5 protein-coding genes are annotated in these 2,523 nt (G+C 26.8%); all 5 read right to left on the bottom strand.

The genetic code is table 11. The features are described 5' to 3' along the window. The coding region (locus ACPKM0_RS07860; protein WP_472474904.1) for a hypothetical protein at positions 1-242 on the bottom strand (242 nt) is incomplete at its 3' end. Positions 243-278: 36 nt separating this feature from the next. Beyond that, complete coding sequence (locus ACPKM0_RS07865) at positions 279-761, bottom strand: hypothetical protein (RefSeq protein ID WP_472474906.1); 483 nt, start codon at positions 759-761, stop codon at positions 279-281. A 446-nt stretch (positions 762-1,207) separates the two neighbouring features. Continuing rightward, positions 1,208-1,591, bottom strand: a complete 384-nt coding sequence (locus ACPKM0_RS07870) for a hypothetical protein (RefSeq protein ID WP_472474908.1) — start codon at positions 1,589-1,591, stop codon at positions 1,208-1,210. A 63-nt stretch (positions 1,592-1,654) separates the two neighbouring features. Further along, a complete protein-coding gene (locus tag ACPKM0_RS07875) occupies positions 1,655-2,080 on the bottom strand; it encodes a hypothetical protein (RefSeq protein ID WP_472474909.1) in 426 nt (141 codons plus the stop codon). Between the two features lie 83 nt (positions 2,081-2,163). Next, positions 2,164-2,523, bottom strand: a 360-nt coding sequence (locus ACPKM0_RS07880) for a hypothetical protein (RefSeq protein ID WP_472474911.1), incomplete at its 5' end; no start/stop codon positions are given.

Below are 2,523 nucleotides of genomic sequence, written 5' to 3' on the forward strand. Positions count from 1 at the left end.
TAAATTAACGTACTCGTCATACCTTCATAAATTTTAAACCTAATAGTATCACTTCTTATCTCAATTAAATCCATCCTATAATAACCATCATACCCATCTACTAAAAATGCTGTATCAGAAATATATTCGGGTTTTATTCTATTTTCTCTTGATAAAGATGTACAGCAAATAAGAATAATACTACCACCAATAATAAAACCTATCAATATCCCTACACAAGTAAATAATAATATTTTTTTCATAGTATTTATGTTTATAAAAAACAAATTTGAAGAAAATTAAAGCATAATATTCGACCAGTTCATATAATATACAGGCAAAACAGGAATCAAATATCCTAGAGGTAAATTATTAATTGAATTTCTTAAATTTATCTTTATGTCACCATCTAAATAAATACTATCAACATAATGAGTCCAATTGGTTTTGGTCAAATAAATATCATAAGAATCTTCATAAACAAAATCAGCATCATAAATCAAGATTCCACTCCTATCATATATTTTATACCTCACAGTGTCATTTCTTATTTCAACTAATTCCATCCAATAATGAGTATAACCATCACAATCATTGACTAAAACTGCAGATACAGAAACATTTTCTGGCTTTTCATTAACCATACTTGTATTTATATAGGGATGATAGAAACTCATAACTACTACCATACCGATAAATACACCTATAAGTATACCTAAAAAGGAAAATACGAATTTCTCGACCATACTAACATTTGTCTTTATTTTGAACATCTTTTTCATATCTTATATTCTGTAATAATATATAGGCATTTATTCCTCACAATACGCATCAACAATATTCATCTTTTGAAGTTAGTTTATATACACTCTCTCAATTTATAAGAGAACTCAACAAAAATTGATAAGAGAAATTGATATAAGTTGAAAAAATGAGAAACCATATCAATAATGTCAATACTAAAAAGACTCTATATTTAATTCTTCCTGTATATACAAATATTGATATCGCAACTCCTATAGATGCTAACCAATTAATAATAAGCAAGCTATAAACTGGAAACATAAACAGAAATAAAGTTTCTGTGAAATTATAACAATAGAACAAATACATTGGATGAAAAAACAATAGTATATTAATACACAATGCTATCACACCAAAGGCTTTAGATATTATTAAATTCTTCATAACTTATCATTTTTTTTGCTATTCTGTCAAACAAATACAACTATTCTCTTTTAAAATAAGCAGGTTGAAGAGCAGTCAATTGACAATAATGATCTTCTAATAGAATGGTACAATTACATAATCGGTCATCAAAAAAAACAACATGATCCGACCAATTGGATTTAGTTAAGGAAAAAGCACCACAATTATCTAAAATAAAATCAGCATCGTACACCAAAAGATTCGTCTTATAATTATAAAAATTAAACCTAATTGTATCATTTCTTATTTCAACTAAGTCTATCCAATAATAACCATCATACCCTCCTATTAAAAATGCTGAAACGGGAATACTATCTGGTTTTACTCTTTTAGGTCGTGGGATAAATGCTGTTCTTATAAGAATAATACTGACTCCAATAATTATTCCTATTAGTATTCCCAAAAACATAGATAATAATATTTTTTTCATTGTAATTTAGTTTATTAAAGAATAATTTAAAAAGATTCAATACCAAAAATAGGACAAATTCTTATAATATTCAGGTATAACAGGCATCAAACAACCAAGGTAATTACAACATATCTTTTTGTCACCAGAAAAGTTAAAGTCACTAACATACTGAGTCCAATTTGTTTTAGTCAAATAAAAATCATAAGAATCTTCGTAAACAAAATCAGCATCATAAATCAAAACGCCACTCCAATCTTGATAAATTTTAAACCTCACTGTATCATTTCTTATTTCAACTAATTCCATCCAGCAACCACCATCACAACCTCCTACAAAAGCAGCTGAAACAGGAACATTATCTAATTTTTCCCATTCTTTGGTTGGATAGATATATGCAAGATCAATAATAACACCAACGAGCATACCTATAAATACACCGATTAATATTCCTAAAAACGTAAATACTAATTTCTTCATCATACTATTTCTATTTTAATTAAAAAAGGATGACCAAATATTATCAATAGTTGTTTGATAAAAAAGTTCTAGCAGTACTAAAAAACCTAGTCATATTTTTTAATAAACAAACCATTTAAATTTGATACATAATAGATTACATAATGAGACTTTTCATTCAAGTAAAGAGGTCCTCCATAATCTTCACTATCATATAAACGAGGAAGTATACGTTTATCTGGGATAGTATTACCTATAAAAGGATCTACTGGCATACGTACACCATTAATGGAACCTGGATAAAGTTCATGAATATGTAATTCATAATAATTACCAACTTTTATTTTTTCACAACCTCTTGTTATGGCAATTTCTTCAATCATACTAAACATTTGAAATAAAGAATCATTTCTCTCAGCATATATTTGATAATAATGCTTTTTATATTTCAAACTTATAATTTTAAA

The sequence above is a fragment of the Pleomorphochaeta sp. genome, from assembly GCF_050031695.1.
Lineage (GTDB): Bacteria > Spirochaetota > Spirochaetia > Sphaerochaetales > Sphaerochaetaceae > Pleomorphochaeta.